Origin of the sequence: Vibrio ruber DSM 16370 (assembly GCF_900163965.1) — a bacterium.
Taxonomy (GTDB): Bacteria; Pseudomonadota; Gammaproteobacteria; order Enterobacterales; family Vibrionaceae; genus Vibrio; species Vibrio ruber.
The window spans coordinates 43983-63572 of the sequence record NZ_FULE01000006.1 but is presented as its reverse complement, the minus strand read 5'-3'; the positions used below and the strand labels follow the sequence as shown (position 1 = coordinate 63572).

At 45.7% G+C, this 19590-nt stretch carries 19 protein-coding genes and 2 tRNA genes; 5 read left to right on the top strand and 16 right to left on the bottom strand.

Features of this window, described 5'->3' with window-relative positions; genetic code table 11:
- Positions 1-4: 4 nt before the first annotated feature.
- Entirely contained in the window at positions 5-850 is an 846-nt protein-coding gene (queF, locus tag VR7878_RS01515; protein ID WP_077332765.1) for an NADPH-dependent 7-cyano-7-deazaguanine reductase QueF, read from the bottom strand.
- Positions 851-1050: 200 nt separating this feature from the next.
- On the opposite strand from queF, the gene syd reads away from it, so the two are divergent.
- Together syd and VR7878_RS01505 are read left to right on the top strand one after the other, a co-directional pair.
- Positions 1051-1590, top strand: a complete 540-nt coding sequence (gene syd / locus VR7878_RS01510) for a SecY-interacting protein (RefSeq protein ID WP_370737064.1) — start codon at positions 1051-1053, stop codon at positions 1588-1590.
- A 3-nt stretch (positions 1591-1593) separates the two neighbouring features.
- Positions 1594-2370: a Zn-ribbon-containing protein gene (locus VR7878_RS01505; RefSeq protein ID WP_077332762.1), complete on the top strand. Its 777-nt coding sequence runs from the start codon at positions 1594-1596 to the stop codon at positions 2368-2370.
- Positions 2371-2478: 108 nt separating this feature from the next.
- On the opposite strand, the gene VR7878_RS01500 is transcribed toward VR7878_RS01505, so the two are convergent.
- The 3 genes from VR7878_RS01500 to metN form a co-directional block, all read right to left on the bottom strand.
- The gene (locus VR7878_RS01500; protein ID WP_077332760.1) at positions 2479-3288 is read right to left on the bottom strand and encodes a MetQ/NlpA family lipoprotein; all 810 of its coding nucleotides are present in this window, start codon (positions 3286-3288) and stop codon (positions 2479-2481) included.
- 71 nt (positions 3289-3359) lie between these two features.
- Positions 3360-4037: a methionine ABC transporter permease gene (locus tag VR7878_RS01495; RefSeq protein ID WP_077332757.1), complete on the bottom strand. Its 678-nt coding sequence runs from the start codon at positions 4035-4037 to the stop codon at positions 3360-3362.
- Entirely contained in the window at positions 4027-5061 is a 1035-nt protein-coding gene (metN, locus tag VR7878_RS01490; protein WP_077332755.1) for a methionine ABC transporter ATP-binding protein MetN, read from the bottom strand. Before metN ends, VR7878_RS01495 begins: the two co-directional genes overlap by 11 nt.
- 323 nt (positions 5062-5384) lie before the next feature.
- Here metN and gmhB point away from each other — a divergent pair, with 323 nt between their 5' ends.
- Positions 5385-5933 (top strand): D-glycero-beta-D-manno-heptose 1,7-bisphosphate 7-phosphatase, encoded by a 549-nt coding sequence (gene gmhB / locus VR7878_RS01485; RefSeq protein ID WP_077332753.1) that lies wholly within the window; start codon positions 5385-5387, stop codon positions 5931-5933.
- 257 nt (positions 5934-6190) lie between these two features.
- Here gmhB and VR7878_RS01480 read toward each other — a convergent pair.
- The 3 genes from VR7878_RS01480 to VR7878_RS01470 all read right to left on the bottom strand — a co-directional run bounded on the left by VR7878_RS01480 (position 6191) and on the right by VR7878_RS01470 (position 7230).
- Positions 6191-6275 (bottom strand) — tRNA-Tyr (locus VR7878_RS01480).
- Between the two features lie 72 nt (positions 6276-6347).
- Positions 6348-6432: transfer RNA gene (locus VR7878_RS01475), tRNA-Tyr, on the bottom strand.
- A gap of 186 nt (positions 6433-6618) precedes the next feature.
- On the bottom strand, positions 6619-7230 hold the full coding sequence (locus tag VR7878_RS01470) for a YitT family protein (protein WP_077332751.1): 612 nt from the start codon (positions 7228-7230) through the stop codon (positions 6619-6621).
- A 320-nt stretch (positions 7231-7550) separates the two neighbouring features.
- On the opposite strand from VR7878_RS01470, the gene glyA reads away from it, so the two are divergent.
- On the top strand, positions 7551-8801 hold the full coding sequence (glyA, locus tag VR7878_RS01465) for a serine hydroxymethyltransferase (protein ID WP_077332749.1): 1251 nt from the start codon (positions 7551-7553) through the stop codon (positions 8799-8801).
- A gap of 155 nt (positions 8802-8956) precedes the next feature.
- Here the strand turns inward: glyA and VR7878_RS01460 are convergent, their stop codons facing one another.
- The 4 genes from VR7878_RS01460 to ybeD all read right to left on the bottom strand — a co-directional run bounded on the left by VR7878_RS01460 (position 8957) and on the right by ybeD (position 11585).
- On the bottom strand, positions 8957-9289 hold the full coding sequence (locus VR7878_RS01460) for a hypothetical protein (RefSeq protein ID WP_077332747.1): 333 nt from the start codon (positions 9287-9289) through the stop codon (positions 8957-8959).
- A gap of 195 nt (positions 9290-9484) precedes the next feature.
- Complete coding sequence (lipA, locus tag VR7878_RS01455; RefSeq protein ID WP_077332745.1) at positions 9485-10450, bottom strand: lipoyl synthase; 966 nt, start codon at positions 10448-10450, stop codon at positions 9485-9487.
- Positions 10447-11094 (bottom strand): lipoyl(octanoyl) transferase LipB, encoded by a 648-nt coding sequence (lipB, locus tag VR7878_RS01450; RefSeq protein ID WP_077332743.1) that lies wholly within the window; start codon positions 11092-11094, stop codon positions 10447-10449. Before lipB ends, lipA begins: the two co-directional genes overlap by 4 nt.
- Positions 11095-11306: 212 nt before the next feature.
- Positions 11307-11585 (bottom strand): DUF493 family protein YbeD, encoded by a 279-nt coding sequence (gene ybeD, locus VR7878_RS01445; protein ID WP_077332741.1) that lies wholly within the window; start codon positions 11583-11585, stop codon positions 11307-11309.
- Positions 11586-11988: 403 nt separating this feature from the next.
- Between ybeD and VR7878_RS01440 the strand changes: the two genes are divergently transcribed.
- Positions 11989-13896, top strand: a complete 1908-nt coding sequence (locus tag VR7878_RS01440) for an ATP-binding protein (protein ID WP_077332739.1) — start codon at positions 11989-11991, stop codon at positions 13894-13896.
- Between the two features lie 132 nt (positions 13897-14028).
- Here VR7878_RS01440 and VR7878_RS01435 read toward each other — a convergent pair whose 3' ends face one another.
- The 5 genes from VR7878_RS01435 to rlmH all read right to left on the bottom strand — a co-directional run bounded on the left by VR7878_RS01435 (position 14029) and on the right by rlmH (position 19587).
- Positions 14029-15207, bottom strand: coding sequence for a serine hydrolase (locus tag VR7878_RS01435; RefSeq protein WP_077332737.1), 1179 nt, complete (start codon positions 15205-15207; stop codon positions 14029-14031).
- Between the two features lie 98 nt (positions 15208-15305).
- Positions 15306-16100 (bottom strand): septal ring lytic transglycosylase RlpA family protein, encoded by a 795-nt coding sequence (locus VR7878_RS01430; RefSeq protein WP_077332735.1) that lies wholly within the window; start codon positions 16098-16100, stop codon positions 15306-15308.
- On the bottom strand, positions 16100-17221 hold the full coding sequence (gene rodA / locus VR7878_RS01425) for a rod shape-determining protein RodA (RefSeq protein WP_077332733.1): 1122 nt from the start codon (positions 17219-17221) through the stop codon (positions 16100-16102). Before rodA ends, VR7878_RS01430 begins: the two co-directional genes overlap by 1 nt.
- Positions 17221-19110 carry a penicillin-binding protein 2 gene (mrdA, locus tag VR7878_RS01420; RefSeq protein ID WP_077332732.1) on the bottom strand — a complete coding sequence of 630 codons (1890 nt, stop codon included), beginning with the start codon at positions 19108-19110 and terminating at the stop codon, positions 17221-17223. Before mrdA ends, rodA begins: the two co-directional genes overlap by 1 nt.
- 6 nt (positions 19111-19116) lie before the next feature.
- Positions 19117-19587 carry a 23S rRNA (pseudouridine(1915)-N(3))-methyltransferase RlmH gene (rlmH, locus tag VR7878_RS01415; RefSeq protein WP_059120268.1) on the bottom strand — a complete coding sequence of 157 codons (471 nt, stop codon included), beginning with the start codon at positions 19585-19587 and terminating at the stop codon, positions 19117-19119.
- Between the last annotated feature and the right edge of the window lie 3 nt (positions 19588-19590).

Here is a 19590-nt window from a genome sequence, read left to right as displayed (position 1 = left end):
CGGTTTACTGACGAGCCATACGTAAAACGCTGGCCGGCTGATGATCTTCCGTCGAACGATAAGGATTAATATCCAGACCGCCTCTGCGGGTATACCGTGCATAAACGGTTAATGACTGTGGTTCACAATATTTCATCAGATCGGTGAAAATCCGTTCCACGCATTGCTCATGAAACTCATTGTGTTCGCGGAAAGAGATTAGGTAACGGAGGAGTGCTTCACGATTGATTTGTTGGCCTCGATAGCGAATTTCAACACTGCCCCAGTCCGGTTGATTGGTGATGAGACAATTGGATTTTAACAGATGGCTGTGCAGCGTTTCTTCAACAAAAGTCTCTCCGGTTGCTTGTTCCAGATAGGCTGGGTTGAATGCATACTGGTCGATTTCAATATCCTGCTCGTCAATGCATTCACCTTCCATTGTGATGATGTGCTGATGGGTAAAATCATTGACATGTCTCAGGTTCACGGTAACTGCTTCACCGGCACAGTGAGATAAGTCAGTACAGAGTCTGCTATGAACGGTTTGCCAGTCGTCAAATTTGGTCTGATTAAAACTGTTCAGATAAAGTTTAAATGATTTGGATTCAATCAGATTCGGGCTGGTGGCCGGGATTGAAACGTATCCGATGGCAACTTGTGGTAACCCTTTGTTATTGAGCCATGAGAGTTCGTAAAGTGTCCAGAGGTCACATCCCTGAAACGGCAGCGGTTCTGATAATTGCAGATCATCCCGGTTCAGGCTTCGGGGAACACCTTGCAGGAGTGAAGGATCATAATGGCTTGCATAGACAGTCTCCTGACCTAATTTAAGGTCAGCCAAGGCCTCGGTATCGGAATATTTGCTCATGCTCAGGACTAAATTCGTTTAGAATACCGGGAATTTTACGCAATCCACCTGCCAATGTCATCAGGCGCGGACTGTCTTCGTGAAATGATCGGTCAATTAGCGGAGCAAACCGGTTATCAGCAGAACACGATTGCTTTCTTGGGTATCGGCTGAACAAATCGCAGTATCACAGCAATAATTCGGAGAATAACATGAATGAAATGGTTCCATCATCATCCCTGACGCAGTTTTGTCAGCGTTATTTATTGGCGTATCAACAGGAACATGGTTGTTTGCCAATCAATACCGAATTAGCAGACTGGCCTTCGCCTTGTATTGACACCATACGCGGTGATTGCGTGTACTGGCAGCCTGTCAGCCGGAATGACTCCGCTGATTTTTCAAATGCTGAACAAGCGATTGAGCTCAGTTTACATGAGGATATCAAGGCATTTTACGGCACGCAGTTTTGTGCCGATATGGGGGCGCGTTGGCAAGGGGAGTCATTGACATTGCTGCAAGTTTGGAGTGAGGCCGACTTTGACCGGTTGCAGGAGAATATTTTAGGCCATCTGGTCACCCAGCGTCGTTTGAAACTCAAACCGACAGTGTTTATCGCGACCACGGATGCTGAACTGGATGTAATTTCGATTTGTAATCTCAGTGGTGAAGTGATTCTGGAGCGTCTCGGTACATCCAAACGGGATAGACTGGCACCGACACTTGATGCTTTTTTAGACCAATTAGAACCGATGGTGTAACGGATGTACGTTGTTGAACTCCAGTTTGAATGTTTCGATAACACCACGGTTGCTGCCGTTGAAGGTGTGATTTCCGGTTTACTGGAAGCCCTGCGGTTTAACGGGCAGATTCTGGGGCGGGAATTTCCCGTTGTGATGGGGGACGGTGAGTTTTTTGTCCGGGCGGTCTGTGCGGAGAAACAGAGTCTGCACCCGGATTATCACTCCGATTTTGTCCGCCGGTGTATCGCAAGACTGGCTGAGGCCAGTTTACTCGCCCCGAAAGTGCGCGTTCTGGGGCGGGATATCCACTCGGAGCAAACCGATCCCGGTGAGCCACGTCAATGGCAGGTGCTTTATACCACGTATGTGCATACTTGCTCACCATTACGCAATGGTGAAACGCTTCTTCCGATCCCTTTATACCGGATTCCTGCGACATTCAATGGTGATCATAAAGCTGTGATTAAGTGGCAGACAGAATGGCAGGCTTGTGATGAATTACAGATGGCCGGTGGGTGTCAGGCTGAACATTCAGCTTTAAAAGAGATGATGATGCCGGATAGTGATTTGTTTCGACGTGGCTGGGATTTGCGGGGACGGATTGAGTATTTGACGAAAATCCCTACTTACTATTACCAGTACCGCGTCGGTGGAACCAGCTTAGAAGATGAGCAGCATCGTCGTTGTCCGAAATGTGGCAGCGAATGGCGGTTAGCCGAACCTCTGCACGATATTTTCCATTTCAAATGTGATTCATGCCGGATTGTTTCGAACCTGTCGTGGGATTATCTGAAATAAGTGTTCATCAAAATGAGCAATAAAAAAGGGCATTGAATGCCCTTTTTATTGTCAAGACAAATGAGTCTTGAGACGAATGTTGTTACTGCTTTGGCCGTAAAATATTACTTACCAGCCTTTGACAACCCCGTCATTGAAGATTTTCATCGCTGCATTATAAACTTCATCAGTCTGATAAGCTTTGACAAAGTTTTGCACATTCTCGTCATTGACGTTATTTTCACGCGCGACGATCAGATTCACGTATGGTGATTCTTTGTCTTCGACAAACAGACCATCTTTTTCCGGAGAAAGGTGCAACTGGCTGGCAAAAGTTGTATTGATAATGGCAATGGCAACATCATCCAGTGAGCGAGGCAGTTGGGCGGCATCCAATTCAAGAATTTCTAGTTGTTTCGGATTGCTTGCTATGTCTTGTACCGTAGCTTTGAGGCCGACGCCATCACGCAAAGTAATCAGACCTTGCTGTTGCAGAAGGATCAGTGAACGACCCAGGTTGGTTGGATCATTTGGCACGGCAATGCGATCGCCATCTTTGAGTTCATCAACCGATTTGATGGTTTTAGAATATCCGGCAATCGGATAAACAAACGTATTGCCGGCAATCTTTAATTTGTAGCCCCGATCTGCAATTTGCTGATCCAGATAAGGTTTGTGCTGGAATGCGTTTGCGTCAACAGAACCATCATCCAGTGCTGCATTGGGCGTAACGTAATCGGTGAATGTGACCAGTTCCACATCAAGATTGTATTTCTCTTTTGCCACTTTTTTGGCAACTTCGGCCACCTGTGCTTCTGCACCGGCAATAACACCCACTTTGATCTTGTTATTATCGGCAGTTTTATCACCACAACCGGCCAGTACCAGCGCTGAAGCTGCCGTCGCAACTGTTAGCAAACCCTTTAGACTTAATTTCATAAACTTCTCCTTGGCTTAATCCTGAGTGATGATCACAATCATCGATGTTGTTATTGTTTAGCGGTCGTCAACTATCTGTGGTCCACCCGGCGTACGATGGCATCACCAATTGACTGAATAATCTGCACCAGAACAATGAGCATGACGACTGTCACTGCCATCACGGTAATATCATAGCGGTAGAAACCATAACGAATCGCTACATCACCGAGTCCGCCGCCACCGACGGTTCCTGCCATTGCCGAGTAACTGACCAGTGTCACCAGTGTAATGGTAACTGAATTGAGAATCGTTGGCATTGCTTCCGGTAGCAGCACTTTAATGATGATCTGTAACGGTTTTGCGCCCATTGCTTGTGCGGCTTCAACCAGACCGGCAGGAACTTCTAGCAGCGCCCCTTCAATCAGTCGGGCAACAAATGGAATTGCGCCGATAGTTAAAGGAACGATAGCTGCTGTTGTACCGATAAATGTGCCGATCAGGAGTTTAGTTAATGGGATAATGGCGACCATCAAGACCAAAAACGGCACTGAACGACCAATGTTGACGATTGCGCCTAAAATTCGGTTAAAACGTCGGTTTTCCATTAATCCGCCCGGTTTGGTGATATGCAGAATGACACCAAGCGGGATACCGACGAGAAAGCCAACCAGACCAGAAATGGCAACCATATAAACCGTTTGCCAGGTCGCATTCAGAATCAGGTGGTTGTTTTGACTGATCCAGTCAACGATTAGGTTAATTGACATACCCGAGAACCTCTACTTTTACATGCTGTGAACGGAGATATTCGATCGCTGCCTGATCGTTGATATCTTCTCCGATAAGCTCTGCGACTAACATGCCAAATTTAACGCCGCCGGCATAATCGAGATCAGAACTGAGAATATTCACATCGATATTAAAATCTCGTGAGATATGGGAGACCAAGGGCGCATCTACTGTTGCTCCGGTAAACTCCATCCGGACAAGAGGATAACTCTGCGGAACACGCTCAGGATGCAGACGGTTTTCATAATCTTCCGGAATCGATAAATCCAGCGTCGAACGGATAAACTGATGAGCAAGCTCGGTTTTCGGGTGGGCAAAAATATCGCTGATACTGCCTTTTTCGACCAATTCACCGTCACCGATGATAGCAACTTCATGACAGATACTTTTGACGACATCCATCTCATGGGTAATCAGCAAAATCGTAATATCCAACTGACGGTTGATCTTTTTAAGCAGCTTTAAAATGGATTGCGTTGTTGCCGGATCCAGAGCACTCGTTGCTTCATCACAGAGTAATACTTTAGGATCGCTTGCCAGCGCTCGTGCGATAGCGACACGCTGTTTTTGCCCGCCACTGAGGTTAGACGGATAGGTCTGTTTTTTGTCGGCAAGGCCGACAAGTGTCAGCAATTCATTCACTTTCTGAACAATATGCTGTTGACTCTTACCGGCAAGTTCCAGCGGTAAAGCAATATTGTCAAACACGGTTCGGGATGATAACAGATTAAAATGCTGGAATATCATGCCGATATTGCGTCTGGCCTGACATAGTTGAGCAGCGCTCAATTTGGTCAGATCAACACCGTCAACAATCACTTCGCCACTGGTGGGGGACTCCAGCATGTTGACACAACGTATCAGCGTGCTCTTCCCGGCACCGGAAGAGCCGATCACTCCAAAGATAGTCCCTTGCCGGATATGGAGATTAATGTCTTTCAGGGCGAGTATTTGATTATCACCCTGACCAAACATTTTATTGACGTGATTTATTTCAATCATTAGAAAACCTGACTAGGACTTACTTAGCTCATTCATTAAATATCACCTCAGATGACGAATGGTATGCTGAGGTATGGTGTGTTGGCAGACGAAATTGCATTCAATCAGCACAACACCTGCGATTTTGTAGTGGATGCTATGGCTTCATGATAATGAAGTCAATCACTTTCGACGTCTAGACGTCTAAAAGTGCTATTGTCGCCATTTGTCCGGTAAAAGGCAATCAAAAAAGCTGAAACAGGATACAAAAGGGATTTGGGTGTATCTCCGACAGTGAGTTTGAGTATAATAGCCGACATTAATCAGTCGGATGGGGTAAAGCTTTGGCTAAACCAGCAGTGTTTCTGGATCGCGATGGTGTGATCAATATTGATAGTGGTTATGTTCATGATGAGCATGATTTTCACTTCATTGATGGGGTTTTTGAGGCAACAAAACGTCTGAAAGATATGGGATATCTTTTAGTGGTGGTGACCAATCAAGCTGGCATTGCGCGCGGTCTGTTTACAGAAGATCGCTTTTTGAGCCTGACTCAGTGGATGGACTGGAATTTCATTGATCGCGGCGTCGAGCTGGACGGGATTTATTATTGTCCGCATCACCCTGAGCATGGTCATGATAAATATAAGCAAGACTGCGACTGTCGAAAACCCCAGCCCGGTATGTTTATTTCTGCGCGTGATTTTCTCAACATCGATATGGCCAATTCGGTGATGGTGGGTGATAAACCTTCTGACTTGGTTGCAGCTCAGGCTGCGGGGGTTGGCACTTCTATTCTGGTTCGCACCGGTAAACCGGTGACCGACGAGGGTGAATCACTGGCCGATGTTGTGCTGGATAGCATCAAAGATGTTCCGGCCTATTTGGCATGATGGCTGCTTCCATGTTCTATAGACAGAAAGCTGCCATAGATAGGAAAGTTGCTATAGATCGAAAGCAATATTGCATTGATGTAATAAGTTAACGGAACAAAAAAGCAAAGGGGATTTATCAGTCTGAGCCCTTTGCTTTAGGTCATCACAATTGAGCGGTATGTTGCCCGGGCATTACCATTGTAAGCGGTCAGATACAGAGCCGTGATTTGGGTGACGATAGAAAAAAAAGCCAGCAAGATGCTGGCTTTTCTATATGGTGGAGGGGGACGGATTCGAACCATCGAAGGCAGTGCCGGCAGATTTACAGTCTGCTCCCTTTGGCCACTCGGGAACCCCTCCAGAGTTTTGTTCATGGTTGAATTATTTAATCAGACCATTGCATGGAATCAAATAATTCAACCATGTTGAATATGGTGGAGGGGGACGGATTCGAACCATCGAAGGCGGAGCCGGCAGATTTACAGTCTGCTCCCTTTGGCCACTCGGGAACCCCTCCAGGGTGTGCACTTTATTGTGAAGAAATATTCCCGATTCATCTCTTCGGTGCGGGGCGCATCATAGCAAACCTATGCAGCCTGTAAAGCCTTTTCTAATAATTTATGACTGAATGATGTCTTTTTGGACAAATGTGCTATTTCTTGTTCAACATCCGGTTATGTAAGACAAAATCCACCGCGCTGTGTCATTTATGGTGAACCGTATAAGTAACAGAATATCGGGATGGTTTATGATTCATCGCCAGAACAATGTTAAGTACGGCTGCGCTGAGGATTGAAACAGCAATGATCTCCGGGGATAAATAAAATAATGATGCACAGACAATTGAGGTATCAATACATAGTTGTGTTTTACCGACAGAAATCCCGCATTTATCCTGAATAAACAGACAGAAGACATTGAATCCCCCTAAGCTTGAACGATGACGGAAAAGGATCAGCATTCCCAGCCCCATGAAGAGCCCTCCTGTGATTGCACCGTAAGTCTCATTGACGTGTGTTAACTGAATGAAGTGTGAGAATAGATCGGTAAACAGGGAGACCAGTAATCCGGAAATCAAACTGTTCAGCGCGAACCAGCGACCAAACCGTTTCCAGGCGAGCCAATAAAAAGGGGCATTACATAGCAGGTATAACACGCCAAAAGAATAGGGGGTGAACTGATTGAGTAATAATGCTAATCCTGCCGTCCCACCGGTAATGGCATGTGCTGCTTGCAGAAACATAATTCCCTGAGCAACCAAAAAAGTTCCGGTAATCATGGCTATGAGGTCTTCCTGAAAAGTGTGCTTTTCCATCGATCATTAAAGTATTGGGATAATTTGCGGAGATACTAAAGAAAAGGTGACGTTTCCGGTAGCTAGAAGCAGCAAATTCAGGTAAACCTATGTCTTAAGTAATTTACATCATGTAAACCTGAAAGTTGACACTTGTGATTGCTATCGTGGTGTGACTTTTCGGTATCATGAAAAAACTGCATGATATTTTGTATATTTGGGCTTTATGACATAAGTCAATTTAGGTAGAATACGCGCCAAATTAAGTGACGAAAACGTTTGCGTTAAGTCAAAATGTAGTTTTATTAAACTTTCCAGTCAATCTGAGTCAGGAGATACAGATGCTTAAGCGTGATATGAATATCGCTGATTATGATGCGGATCTTTTCGCAGCCATTCAAGAAGAAACTCTTCGTCAGGAAGAACACATTGAACTTATTGCTTCAGAAAACTACACCAGCCCACGCGTCATGGAAGCTCAAGGTTCTCAGCTGACCAATAAGTATGCTGAAGGCTATCCCGGTAAGCGCTATTATGGTGGTTGCGAGTATGTCGATAAAGTTGAAACATTAGCGATTGAACGCGCATGTAAACTGTTTAACTGTGAATACGCAAACGTTCAGCCTCACTCAGGTTCTCAGGCGAACAGTGCGGTATACATGGCATTGTTGAATCCCGGTGATACCGTTTTAGGGATGAGTCTGGCTCATGGTGGTCACTTAACTCACGGTTCTCCGGTCAATTTCTCTGGTAAACACTATCATGTGATTCCTTATGGGATTGATGAAAGTGGCCAGATTAACTACGACGAAATGGAATCTCTGGCTGTCGAACATAAACCGAAAATGATTATCGGTGGATTCTCTGCTTATTCTCAGGTTGTGGATTGGGCGCGGATGCGTGAAATCGCTGATAAAGTCGGTGCTTACCTGTTTGTCGATATGGCACATGTAGCCGGTTTGATTGCTGCCGGTGTTTATCCGACACCTGTTCCTCATGCGCATGTCGTGACAACAACAACGCACAAAACATTGGCTGGCCCTCGTGGCGGTTTGATTTTGTCAAACGCGGGTGAAGAGATGTACAAAAAACTGAACTCTGCGGTATTCCCCGGTGGTCAGGGTGGTCCTCTGATGCATGTGATTGCGGCAAAAGCGGTAGCGTTCAAAGAAGCGATGGAGCCTGAATTTAAATCTTATCAGGAACGTGTGGTGCAAAATGCCAAAGCGATGGTTGCTCAGTTTCAGGCGCGTGGATATCAAATTGTTTCTAACAGTACCGAAAACCACCTTTTCTTGGTTGATCTGATCGACAAAGATATCACAGGTAAAGAAGCGGATGCAGCTCTCGGTGCAGCGAATATTACCGTGAATAAGAACTCTGTGCCAAATGACCCGCGTAGTCCGTTTGTGACTTCAGGGATTCGTGTCGGCACGCCTGCGATTACTCGACGTGGTTTCACTGCTGAAGATGCAAAAGAGTTGGCTAACTGGATGTGTGATGTGCTGGATAACATCAATGACCCAAGCGTGATTGACGCGACGAAAGCAAAAGTTCTTGAAGTTTGTAAGCGTCTGCCTGTCTACGCATAAGCTATCTTATCTGCATTGCGATGATAAAAATAAACCCGCTTTTAAGCGGGTTTGTTGTTTTGAGATAAGGTGCATTCACAACCAAGCAAGAGATTCAAAAGTGCTAGTGAAACAGTAAAGTGCCAGAAAATATCACATCATCTCAAACGCGGGGATTAATCTTTAGAGATACTTAGTGTGGTACCTGACTTACATTTGAATAGGTAGTAGCTTTCACTCTCAGTAAACTTACCTAACCCTTCACCGTCACAGTAGTCAATATTGATCCCACGCATCACTTCGAGTGTGTCTTCTGATTTGAGTGCAAATTTAGAGCCGTCAGCACAAACGATACGAACGCGTCCCGCATTATCCAGTGAGTAGACTTTCACGTCGGTATTACAAAGTTCGAAAGATGCTTCACGGTAGTTATCTTCTTTGGTATTCGAAGCACAGCCTGCGAGTGTGACCGAGAGTCCGATAATGCCCCAGATAGTGGCCGTTTTCATCATATATATCCTTACATCGACAGTGAGTTCAAGTTGTTCTCTAGCCTATAGAACAACCATCATAGATTCAATATTACAACTCAAATTATGGCAATTGTTTCACATTTGCTATCGGGAGAGGGGAGCCAAAGCATTGATATGAGAGATAGTGCCGCAGAGCTGAATCAGGCCGGTGCAATGCACCGGCAATCCGGGTTATTTTACTTCAACGCCTTTAGCCTGCAGATCGGCATGATAGGATGAACGAACAAACGGCCCACATGCGGCATGGGTGAAGCCTAGCTCAAGCGCAATATCTTTCAGTTCATCAAATTCTTCCGGTGGCACATACCGTTCAACGGGCAGGTGATGACGACTCGGTGCCAGATATTGGCCCAAAGTCAGCATGGTGACACCATGTGCTCGTAGATCTTTAAGCACTTCGACAATCTCTTCTTTGGTTTCACCCAGTCCCATCATCAGGCCTGATTTGGTTGGGATATCCGGGTGTTGCTGCTTGAATTTTTGGAGCAATTCAAGCGACCATTTGTAGTTTGCTCCGGGTCTGACTTTTCGGTACAGACGAGGGGCGGTTTCCAGATTGTGATTAAACACATCTGGCGGGTTATCTTTCAGGATATCCAGAGCTGTATCCATCCGGCCTCTAAAATCAGGCACCAGCGTTTCGATACGAATATCAGGGTTGAGTGCCCGGATCTCCCGGTTACAGTCCACAAAATGTTGAGCGCCGCCATCACGTAAATCATCCCGGTCAACTGATGTGATGACCACATATCTGAGCTTCATGTCCCGGATAGTCTGGGCAAGTTTGTGGGGTTCTTGCGCATCCGGTGTTAAAGGACGCCCATGAGCAACATCACAGAACGGGCAGCGACGGGTACAGATGGCTCCCAGAATCATGAAAGTCGCGGTGCCATGATTAAAACATTCTGCCAGATTCGGGCAGGATGCTTCTTCACAGACCGAGTGCAGATTATTCTTACGCATGGCGGATTTTATATCCTGAATGCGCTGGCTATCTGCCGGCAGCTTAATCTTCATCCACTCGGGTTTACGCAGTTGCTCTTTCTGTTCGGTCGGCATATTTTTGACCGGAATCAGCGCCATTTTGTCAGCGTCACGGTATTTGACGCCTTTTTCCATTTGAATTGGTTTGCTCATGATATTGCTTCTGTCTTGAATTCTGTATGCTCGTAACCCAGTGTTGTTACAAGCGTTTTGATAAGTTGTTCTTCGACGGTGTGGATATCGGACGGACCACCGAGCTCGCTGACCTGAACCATCTCCATACCTTGATAACCACAAGGATTAATTCTTAAAAATGGTGATAAATCCATATTGACATTCAGGGCCAGCCCATGAAAAGAGCAGCCTCTGCGAATCCGCAGACCCAGAGAACAGATTTTTTTATTTTCGACATACACTCCGGGCGCATCAGCTCTGGCCTGTGACTGAATCTCAAATGCATTCAGGGTTTCGATGACGATATTTTCAATGTGTGTGACGAGTTCTCTGACGCCAAGCTTTTTCCGTTTTAAATCGAGCAGGAAATAAACGACCAGTTGTCCGGGACCATGATAGGTGACTTGTCCGCCGCGGTCACTTTGAAAGACGGGGATGTCACCCGGGTTGAGAATATGTTCTGCTTTTCCGGCTTGACCCTGAGTAAAAACAGGATTGTGTTCAACCAGCCAGACTTCATCACAGGTTTCATTCGTTCGCTGGTCGGTAAAATCGTGCATCGCTTGCCAGATAGGCTGATAGTCTTGTTGACCGAGTCGTTTAATAACGAGTTGGTTCTTCATAGGTATGACTCATCCGCGATAAATAAAGTATTTGGATTATAAACTGCTTCGAGCTATGGAACTACTGAATGATGATAAAAAATGGCCCCACCTTCGGGGAAGCCATTTTAACGATTTGATTAATAAGGAAAGATTATCGTTGTTATCTTTCAAAAAAAATTGAATTTATCAAAATTTTATAGAATTTGGGGTGATGCCGTTATTTGTACCGTTTACAGAACCATGCGTACAATATCGATCTCACCGAGCTCTTTGTAGAGTGTCTCGACCTGTTCGATCGATGTTGCGGTGATATTGACGGAAACTGAATGATAGTTTCCTTTGGCGCTGGGTTTCACGGTCGGGCTGTAATCACCGGGAGCATGACGCTGAATGACCTCAAGAACCAGCTCTGGTAATTCCGGTTTCGCATGGCCCATAACCTTGTAAGTAAATGAACAAGGAAATTCAAGCAAGTCTTTCAATTTAGCATCTGAGTTTATTGTCAACATAAGCGCAACTCCGGCTGAGGTCGGTAGATAGGGGGGCATAATACTGATTAATGACACGGATCTCAAGATACACTTTCATGCACAAATTGTGTGCATTTGTGTGGTTTATCGCAAACTTTAGCGGTTTATTGAATGATTTTAGTTATATAAAGTGAGTTGATATTCTTATTATGAATTTACCTGAATGGTGTATGTGTGAAGGGAGTGGTTCTGGAGAAAAAATAAATGTATAAAGATTAATATGTTAGTGAAATGCCATGCAGATGAGGGTGTTCGAGCGCGGTAAGTTTTATATTGAGCATATCGTTTATGCAACTGATTGGTATATGCTGAAACTGCATCTTGGGGTTATTCTGGTAGAGATGACATTGATTTTGTCGTGAGTTTAGTAGGTTAAGAAATAATGCAGCAGGTTGCTAAAAACGCTCATCGTAAAAGATTTCGGATTAAAGAAACGTGGAAGTTTGTTCTGTTCAGTTGTGTGTATGTGATTTCCTGTATTTCTTTTGTGGCATATCTTTATGTACAAGCAAAGCAGTCGATTGAAGATGATCTGAACAATCGGCTCTATCATGGTGCTCTGGTTGCCTCTGCGGTGTTGGGAGAGCATTACCATGATGGATTAGTCGATAAGCACTCCAAAACAGAAGCGGAAGATTGGCATGCTATCGAGCGATTAACCGAATATAGCAGAAAGATGGATCTGACTTATATTTATACGGTGATTGAGCGACATGGGCAGGCGGTACTCGTTTCATCCAGTGCGTCCGAAGATGAGTTGAAAAATAATACTTATGTCCGCTTCTTCGATCCCTATCCTGATGCCAGTCATCAATTACTGACTGCATTACACGAAAATCGAATTATATGGGCGGATTATGATGACCATTGGGGCGATTTTCGCGCTGTTTTCGTCCCGATGCGTTCTGCTGATGGTTCGCGTTATATTGCGGCAGCCGAGATGTCGATGCGAGAGTATTACGCACACCAGAAAGAAGAGGAAGGAGAGACCCGACTTCGGTTGGCCGGATTTTCTATTTTCCTCTTTATCAATTTCAGTATTCTGGTGGGTGTTTATTTAACCTACATCCGACATAATTTAATGCAGTTACGCCGCAGTACTGCTGCGCTTCAGGCCGCCAGAAAAGCTGCGGAGTCCGCCAATCGGGCCAAAAGTAAGTTTGTCGCGGTGATGAGTCATGAAATAAGAACACCACTGAATGGTATTCTCGGTGCAACCGAGTTGTTGAGTCACTCTCGTCTGGATGCGAAGCAGCAGGAGTTTCTCAATATTATTGAGTCTGGTGGGAGTTCATTACTGGCGATTGTCAATGATATCCTTGATCTGTCGAAAATCGAGGCGGATAAAATTACCTTTGAGCCTGACAATTTCGAGCTTCGTCCACTGATATCGACGGTGATTGATTTAATTCGTCCGCAACTGAAATCTCCGGAGATTCAACTGAGCTACGATATTGGTGATGATGTTCCCCAATACATCCGCAGTGATCCCAAAAAATTGCAGCAGATTTTGATCAATTTGTTAGGCAATGCCGCCAAGTTCACTTATCACGGTGAAATTCACCTCATTGTTAGTTTAGCGTGCGATGCCAGCGATCCCCGCCTTGTGTTTAAGATTAAAGATTCAGGGGTTGGCATCGAACAGGAACACCTGAAACGTCTTTTTCAACCATTTATGCAAGTTGGATCCCATGTCGGAGGCACAGGGTTAGGACTTTCGATTTGTAAGAGTTTTGTTGAAATGATGGGGGGAGATATTCAGGTTGAGAGTATGCCCGGGTTCGGTGCAACATTTTGGTTTGAGATTCCCTATCAGGTTGTCGAGCCGGTCAGTGACCCATCCGGTAACGACGGACAGCCGATTCGGCATTGTACGCCACTGAATATTCTGGTGGTTGATGATAGTTCACTGAATCAATCATTAGCACGGTTCATGCTGGAAAAGTTAGGTCACCGGGTTTACACCATCGAAGACGGCACTTTGGTGTTGAAGACCGTACAAAACAGTCATTACGATGTGATCTTAATGGACATCTACATGAGTAAGATGAATGGTATGGAAGCAACCCGTGAAATTCGCCGTCAGACGGAGATGAAGCAGCCTTATATCGTTGCTTATACGGCTAATACCAGTGAGGACGATATTGAGCAGTACAAAATATGCGGCATGGATGATGTACTGCCCAAACCTGCGCAGCTTAAAGATATCGAAAGAGTTTTGCGTCGTGAGTCATTACTCTGGCCAAAACGGTTGTCCGCGCGGGGTGAGCAATCAACAACCAGTATATAGCTTTGGGGGAAATTGCTCGATAGAACGGAGATGCGGATGGTACCAAAATGAAAAAGTCCGCCAAAATAAAAAGCCTGATATTAAATCAGGCTTTTTATTGGCAGTGAATGCTACATCACATGATGAACCGGATTAGAATAATCCTTTAAATAACAAGATGATATAGTCCCATAAGCGACTGAAAATACCACCTTTCTGGACATCTTCCAGTGCGATTAACGGATATTGAGCCACATCTTTACCTTCGAGCTGATAGTAAAGCTTACCGACGACATCACCTTTTTTAATCGGTGCTTCCAGCTCTTTCTCTAAAACGAAACTGGCTTTCAGGTTTTTCGCTTGTCCTCTTGGTAACGTGACATAAGTATCTTTATCAACACCGAGGGCGACCGTGTCTTTGTTACCCATCCAGATACGTTCGTTAATGAAAGTTTCTCCGGCTTTATGCGGTGCGACAGTTTCAAAGAAGCGGAAGCCGTAGCTCAGCAGTTTTTTACTTTCGGATTTACGTGCATTGGCACTTTTGGTGCCCATTACTACAGCAATCAAACGCATGTTGCCTTCGGTTGCTGAACTCACGAGGCTGTAGCCTGCATGGCTGGTGTGGCCTGTTTTGATGCCATCAACATTCATGCTCTTATCCCAGAGCAAGCCATTCCGGTTATATTGGGTAATCCCGTTATAGGTAAATTTCTTTTCAGAATATAGTTTATATTCGTTCGGCACATCGCGAATCAGTGCTTGCGCCAAAATTGCCATATCATAAGGGGTTGAATAGTGATTGCCGTGATCCAGCCCATGCACGTTTTCAAAATGGGTATTCTTCATACCGATGGTGTTGGCCCAGGCATTCATCAAATCGACAAACGCATCCTCAGACCCTGCAACATGTTCAGCCATCGCAACACAAGCATCATTGCCGGATTGGATAATGATACCGCGGTTCAGGTCTTTCACTTTGACGGTTGTCCCGACTTCAATGAACATTTTGGAGGAGTCCGGGAAGTTTTTCGCCCAGGCGTTTTTACTGATAACCACATCGTCATCAGGGGAGATGTTGCCACGAGCCAGCTCTTGGCCGATGACATAACTGGTCATCATTTTAGTCAAGCTGGCTGGCGGCAGCTTGGTGTTCATCTCTTTTTCTGCAAGGACTTTACCTGAATGATAATCCATCAGAACATAGCCTCTGGCTGCAATTTGAGGTGCATCCGGAACCACAATAGGAGAGGCTGAAGCAGTGAATGTAAATATCGCCGCTAAGGCAATAAAAGGAGTAGAAATCGACTTCAAAAATATTTTTTTATTCATGATAAATGCAGAATTTTACAATTAGTTATGTATATCTTAACAGAAACTCATTTTCTCAAGCCAGACCCAAAGGGCGATTCGGCCAGATTTTCCGGTTTTTATTGTGTCTGCCGGTGTTTCCTGATAAAGGCGGTGCTGTAGCCAAGTTGTTTTACCTGTTCCAGAGTCTGTTGAGTCTGGGAGTAGTCATGAAACGGGCCAAGAAAAACCCGATGGCTACCGTTTAGGCTATCGATATAACTGGTTACAGATAACTTCTGACTCAAATCTTGCGATAAAGTTCGGGTTCTTTCCAAATGTGCTGAAGAAGAAACTTGAATGACGTAGTCAGATTGATGCTTTTTCGGGGGAGCCGCCACCGTCACGGTTGGGCGGTCATAAGTGAGTACCTCTATTTTTACTGGGGCTGTACCGGTTCGGATGACGTCAAGCTTGTATGCTGCGGCATAGCTTAAATCAATAATTCTCCCGGTGTGGAAAGGTCCGCGGTCATTGACACGCACAATCGCTGTCTTACCATTATTGGTGTTTGTGACCCTGACATAACTGGGAATGGGTAAGGTTTTATGCGCTGCGGTCATGGAATACATGTCATAAATCTCACCATTGGAGGTTTGATGACCATGGAATTTTTTGCCATACCATGAGGCAAGCCCTTGTTCCCGGAATCCTTTGGGATTTTTGATGATATGATATTTCTTGCCTCGCACGGTATAGTCTTTGTTTCCGCCAAGACTATACGGTTCGTACTTTGGATGGGCATCCTCGATATTATCAACGGAGATGGGTTGTCTGGGGGCCACATCATCACGAATATCATAACGGCCGGAAGAGCTACAGCCAGCCATGGATAAAAGGATTGCGCTATAATAAAGAAGCAGTCGAATGCTCATCAGATTGCCTTTGAAAATGCTTTTCGGTGAGTATGAATTGACATCAGAATGCCAAAGCCTGCCATGAGAGTAACCATGGATGTCCCACCATAACTGATTAATGGCAGCGGAACGCCAACAACAGGTAAAATTCCACTCACCATACCAATATTGACAAACACATAGACAAAAAAGCTGAGTACGATACTGCCCGCCATCATTTTTCCGAAAGCGGTTTGGGCATTACTGGCGAGATAGAGACCACGACCGATAATAAACAGATAAACGGACAGCAAAGCAACAATGCCAATCAGTCCCCACTCTTCAGCGATAACGGCAAAGATGAAGTCGGTATGGCGCTCCGGTAAAAATTCAAGCTGTGACTGGGTGCCGTGTAACCAGCCTTTGCCTAAAATGCCGCCTGAACCGATGGCGATCTTACTCTGGATAATGTGATAGCCGGCACCTAACGGGTCAGATTCCGGGTTGAATAATGTCCGGACACGTACTTTTTGGTACTCACGCATTAAAAAGAACCACAGGATCGGCACAAAAGCCCCTGTGGCAAAGAGGGCTGCAAAAATGATACGCCAGCTGATACCGGCGAGGAAAATCACAAAAATACCGGAAGCTGCGATGAGAATCGAGGTGCCTAAATCGGGTTGTTTGGCGATGAGAATCGTGGGTACAAAGACCATGACCAATGAAACACCGAGAGTTTTGATCGATGGGGGAAGCGGATGTTTACCGATATAGCGTGCGACCATCAAGGGCACGGCCAATTTGAGCAATTCTGACGGCTGAAACCGGATCACACCGATATCGAGCCAGCGTTGCGCACCTTTTGATACTTCACCGGCAAGCAAAACCCCGAAGAGTAATAAGACACCACAGAAAAACAGGAAAGGTGCTAAAGATTCATAACTTCGTGGGGATAGCTGAGCAAGGATAACCATAATGGTCAGCGCTAAAACCATCCGCATTGCTTGACGCTCCATCATTGCCATATTCTGGCCACTGGCACTGTACATGACGACCAGTCCAAATCCCATGACCAGCAGCAGACCGAGTAATAACGGAAGATCAATATGCAAACGTTCAAAGAATGCCCGGCTTTGGCCTGTAGATGGATCAAATTCCATTAGTCTTTCTTCTCTTGTTGGTCTTCATCTAGAATTATATGATCAAATATTTTGCGCACAACCGGAGCGCCATGACTGGAACCGCCTCCCGCATTTTCCAATACGATTGTCACAATGGCTTGCGGATGTTCGACGGGGGCAAATCCGGTAAACAGTGCATGGTCACGCAAATGTTCTGCGAGTTCGTCTGCATTATATTCTTCCCCTTCTGCGAGCCCGAAGACCTGCGCGGTTCCTGATTTTCCGGCACTTTTGTATTTAAGGTTCTTAAATGCATGACGAGCGGTTCCCCGGGGGCCATGATTAACCAGATACATCCCGTTGATTGCGATATTCCAGTATTTATCAGGTACGCCGGTGATAGGCGGATAGGTTTCAACTTCAGCTATCTGCTGTTTATCAAACGGCTCACCATTTTCAATCGTTGCCCGGAGAAAATGCGGTGCCAGCACTTTTCCGTGATGAACTAACACCGAGATCGCTTTGGAAATTTGCATTGGGGTTGCAGTCCAATAGCCCTGACCGATACCGACGGGAATTGTATCTCCCTGATACCAAGGCGTGCGGTGGCGAGCCATCTTCCACTCTCTGGTCGGCATATTGGCTTTACTTTCTTCGAAGATATCAATCCCGGTATATTCCCCGTAACCGAACCGTTTCATCCAGTGAGAGAGACGATCAATACCCATATCGTAAGCAACCTGATAGAAGAAGGTATCGACAGACTCTTCCAGTGCTTTTGTGATATTGACTTTACCGTGTCCCCATCTTAACCAATCCCGGAAAGGTTTGGTTTTGGAGTTGGGAATGCGCCAGTAGCCCGGATCATTGCGAGTCGTCGTCGGGGTGATAACGCCTTCTTGTAATGCGGAGACTGCAATTAATGGTTTGACGGTAGATGCCGGTGGGTAAATCCCTAGGGTGGCGCGATTGACCAGCGGGTGATCTTTATCATTCAGCAGTGCCTGGTAATCTTTGGTGGTGATACCATGAACAAAAGCATTGGGGTCGTAGCTGGGGCTGGAAACCATTGCCAGTACGCCATTATCTTTGGGGTCGAGGACGACAGCGGAACCTCTTTTTCCGTCAAGCAGGTGATAAACGTAACGCTGAAGGTTGATATCTATATTCAGCACCAGATCCTTGCCCGGCACCGGAGGGACATATTTAAGGGTGCGGATGACCCGTCCGCGGCTGTTGACTTCAACCTCCTGATAACCCGGCATTCCGTGCAGAATATCTTCGTAATAGCGTTCAATTCCTAATTTACCGATATCACGGGTTGCCTGATAGTTCGCTTCTTTTGCTTCGCGCTTGAGCCGTTCAATGTCCCGGTCATTGATCCGAGAGACATAGCCGATCACATGAGTCAGCATTTTACCGAAAGGATAGTAACGTTTCAGGCGTGCTGTCACTGCAACACCGGGATATTTGTACTGATTGACCGAAAATTTAGCAACTTCTTCCGGCGTCAGTTGGGTCAGAATCGGCACGGAGTTGAAACGACGGGTCTGGCGTAATTCTTTACGGAAAGATGCGACTTGTTCCGGTGAAATATCAATGATTTGTCTTAAACGCTGGATGGTCGCATTCATATCATCGACTTGTTCCGGTGTAATCTCCAAATCGAAAATCGGACGATTTTCTGCCAGCAAGACCCCATTGCGATCATAAATCAGCCCGCGGTTCGGAGCGATGGGAACAATTTTAATCCGGTTATCGTTCGAGCGGGTTCTGTAATCCTGAAATTGAACGACCTGAAGGGTATACAGGTTTGCGATTAGCACACCAACCAGAATGATAATCGCTAAAAACGAAATAATAGCCCTGTTTCGAAACAGATTGTCTTCTGACTTGTAGTCTCGGATCTGACTGCGTTTGCGAAGCATCTCTTACTATTCTCGATGATAAGGATGGTTGGTTGTGACGCTCCAGGCCCGGTATAAACTTTCAGCCATCACGATGCGGACTAGGGGATGAGGGAGCGTGAGAGGTGATAAAGACCAGCTTTGCTCTGCGGCTTGTTTACAGGCCGGTGATAATCCTTCGGGGCCACCGATCAAGATAGAGACATTGCGCCCGTCTAATTTCCAGCTTTCCATCTGCTGTGCCAATTGATGGGTATCCCAGCGCTTTCCCGGAATATCGAGTGTGACAATCCGATGTCCTTTCGGAATTGCAGCAAGCATCGCTTCCCCTTCTTTATCCAGTATTCTGGGGATATCTGCGTTTTTACCACGCTTTCCCGCGGGGATCTCAATCAGTTCTAAAGGCATATCATGCGGGAAGCGACGTTGATATTCGTTGAATCCCTGTTCAACCCATTGGGGCATTTTCGTGCCTACAGCCACTAGCTGAATCTTCACACC

Excerpts from the sequence above, each read along its gene's own strand:
- VR7878_RS01500 (WP_077332760.1), bottom strand. The coding sequence starts at position 3,288 with ATGAAATTAAGTCTAAAGGGTTTGCTAACAGTTGCGACGGCAGCTTCA.
- rodA (WP_077332733.1), bottom strand. The coding sequence starts at position 17,221 with ATGGAATTTGATCCATCTACAGGCCAAAGCCGGGCATTCTTTGAACGT.
- glyA (WP_077332749.1), top strand. The coding sequence starts at position 7,551 with ATGCTTAAGCGTGATATGAATATCGCTGATTATGATGCGGATCTTTTC.
- VR7878_RS01470 (WP_077332751.1), bottom strand. The coding sequence starts at position 7,230 with ATGGAAAAGCACACTTTTCAGGAAGACCTCATAGCCATGATTACCGGA.
- mrdA (WP_077332732.1), bottom strand. The coding sequence starts at position 19,110 with ATGCTTCGCAAACGCAGTCAGATCCGAGACTACAAGTCAGAAGACAAT.
- ybeD (WP_077332741.1), bottom strand. The coding sequence starts at position 11,585 with ATGTTGACAATAAACTCAGATGCTAAATTGAAAGACTTGCTTGAATTT.
- lipA (WP_077332745.1), bottom strand. The coding sequence starts at position 10,450 with ATGAGCAAACCAATTCAAATGGAAAAAGGCGTCAAATACCGTGACGCT.
- VR7878_RS01435 (WP_077332737.1), bottom strand. The coding sequence starts at position 15,207 with ATGAATAAAAAAATATTTTTGAAGTCGATTTCTACTCCTTTTATTGCC.
- metN (WP_077332755.1), bottom strand. The coding sequence starts at position 5,061 with ATGATTGAAATAAATCACGTCAATAAAATGTTTGGTCAGGGTGATAAT.
- VR7878_RS01430 (WP_077332735.1), bottom strand. The coding sequence starts at position 16,100 with ATGAGCATTCGACTGCTTCTTTATTATAGCGCAATCCTTTTATCCATG.
- VR7878_RS01495 (WP_077332757.1), bottom strand. The coding sequence starts at position 4,037 with ATGTCAATTAACCTAATCGTTGACTGGATCAGTCAAAACAACCACCTG.
- VR7878_RS01460 (WP_077332747.1), bottom strand. The coding sequence starts at position 9,289 with ATGAAAACGGCCACTATCTGGGGCATTATCGGACTCTCGGTCACACTC.
- queF (WP_077332765.1), bottom strand. The coding sequence starts at position 850 with ATGAGCAAATATTCCGATACCGAGGCCTTGGCTGACCTTAAATTAGGT.
- syd (WP_370737064.1), top strand. The coding sequence starts at position 1,051 with ATGGTTCCATCATCATCCCTGACGCAGTTTTGTCAGCGTTATTTATTG.
- VR7878_RS01440 (WP_077332739.1), top strand. The coding sequence starts at position 11,989 with ATGCAGCAGGTTGCTAAAAACGCTCATCGTAAAAGATTTCGGATTAAA.
- VR7878_RS01505 (WP_077332762.1), top strand. The coding sequence starts at position 1,594 with ATGTACGTTGTTGAACTCCAGTTTGAATGTTTCGATAACACCACGGTT.
- lipB (WP_077332743.1), bottom strand. The coding sequence starts at position 11,094 with ATGAAGAACCAACTCGTTATTAAACGACTCGGTCAACAAGACTATCAG.